The organism is Prevotella rectalis, assembly GCF_900607215.1.
In the GTDB taxonomy this organism is placed as follows: domain Bacteria; phylum Bacteroidota; class Bacteroidia; order Bacteroidales; family Bacteroidaceae; genus Prevotella; species Prevotella brunnea.
This window is the reverse complement of the sequence record NZ_LR027820.1, coordinates 815,130-816,017: the sequence shown is the minus strand read 5'-3', so window position 1 is coordinate 816,017 and position 888 is coordinate 815,130. Positions and strand designations below refer to the sequence as shown.

Annotated in this window: 1 pseudogene; it reads left to right on the top strand. The window is 49.9% G+C overall.

What is annotated here, in order from left to right:
- A pseudogene (locus tag E0E16_RS04490) lies at positions 1-866 on the top strand (IS256 family transposase); the annotation flags it as partial.
- Positions 867-888 lie beyond the last annotated feature (22 nt).

The window sequence follows — 888 nt, the reverse complement described above, 5'->3', positions numbered from 1 at the left end:
TTTCGAATTACACAAGCAGCAGCGAGGGTTTTGTTACCCTTCAGTCATTAATCATGAACTCCCTGATGTATCATGAACGAGAGTTGTTCGTCAGCGAAAATGCCCATGAGCAATGCAATGGTTTCCGTTCTCGTCGTTGGTACAGTCACGGCTTTGAGTTCTCGCTCCGTATTCCGCGCAGTCGTAGCGGAAACTTCTATCCCATTCTCTTAGGGTTGATACGCAGCGAAAGCGAGGAACGTGCCAAATTGTTCAATCTCCTCTACACCAAAGGTCTTACCACGGAGCAGATAGGCGAGATTTCAAATTGCGTCTATGGTCGTTCCTACAGCAAGCAGCAGGTATCGCATCTTGCCGGCAGCTGCCGTGAGGACGTCGAACGGTGGCTTTGCCGTAGCCTTTCCTCCCACTACTTAGCCGTCTATATCGACGCCACCTTTATTTCCACCCGTAGGGACAGACAGGTGTCCAAGGAAGCCTACTATACCATTCTGGGGGTATTAGAAGACGGCAGCAGGGAGGTGCTCACGGTTGTCAATCATCCCACAGAAGGGGCTCTTTGCTGGAAAGACGAGCTTGAGGCCTTGAAGCAAAGAGGCGTCGAACAGATAGACTTAGTCGTTTCCGATGCATTGCAAGGAATAGAGAATTCCGTCTGTGCAGCCTTTCCCTGTGCCGCACACCAGTTCTGCGTGGCACACGTTAAGCGACAGATACTCAGCGGCGCATCACATAAAGACAAACCGGTAATGGCTCAGCAGCTCAGTGAGGTGTTCCAATTGGACAACAACGAGATGAATTCCTTGCAGGGATACGAACAATTCATTACCTTTGTCGAGAAATGGGAAAGGAAATATCCTGCACTATGAAAGTACAAGGCCGAACGCA